The organism is Mesorhizobium sp. M2E.F.Ca.ET.209.01.1.1, assembly GCF_004010375.2.
Classification (GTDB): Bacteria; Pseudomonadota; Alphaproteobacteria; order Rhizobiales; family Rhizobiaceae; genus Mesorhizobium.
In genome coordinates this window covers 1-497 of record NZ_SADP02000142.1, presented here as the reverse complement: position 1 = coordinate 497, position 497 = coordinate 1, and the positions used below count along the sequence as shown (strand labels likewise).

Sequence of the window (497 nt, the reverse complement as noted above, 5' to 3'; positions counted from 1 at the left end):
GCTCATCCGATCTCAGAATTCGGCGAGGGTCGAGCCATCGGTGACGCGGCGGTCGCGGGCAAGAAACCCCCAGACCTCGCGGAACCATACGCGGCGGCCCATCTTCGTGTACCAGCGCATCGAATGCCGTTGCTCGGGATCGGGGTGGAAAAGAATCCGCGCCAACGCCTTCGGCCGCGACTGCACCGCGACTTCGATCAGCTTGACGGCGAAGAACAGCATCCAGGGTTTCAGCCGGGTCATCGCCAGCACCTGGTGCTTGTAATCCCAGAGACGGACGTCCTTCTGGATCACTTTGCGGTCGCTGGCGATGCGGAAGAACGGCGTCCAGCGATGCGGCGTGACGTAGAGCGCCTGGATCTGGTCGGGATCATAGGCGATAAGTTGGCGGAAGCCGCGCCACAGGTCGCGCAGGGTTTCGTCCTCGAAGCCGGCGACCCAGGTCGCCATCGACAGGATGCCGTGTTGGCGCAGCAGCCGGATCGCCTCGCGATCGG

Annotated in this window: 1 pseudogene; it reads right to left on the bottom strand. The window is 64.2% G+C overall.

Annotation, left to right across the window (positions count from 1 at the left end):
- Positions 1–12: 12 nt before the first annotated feature.
- Positions 13–497: pseudogene (locus tag EN852_RS34990) on the bottom strand (magnesium-protoporphyrin IX monomethyl ester cyclase); the annotation flags it as partial.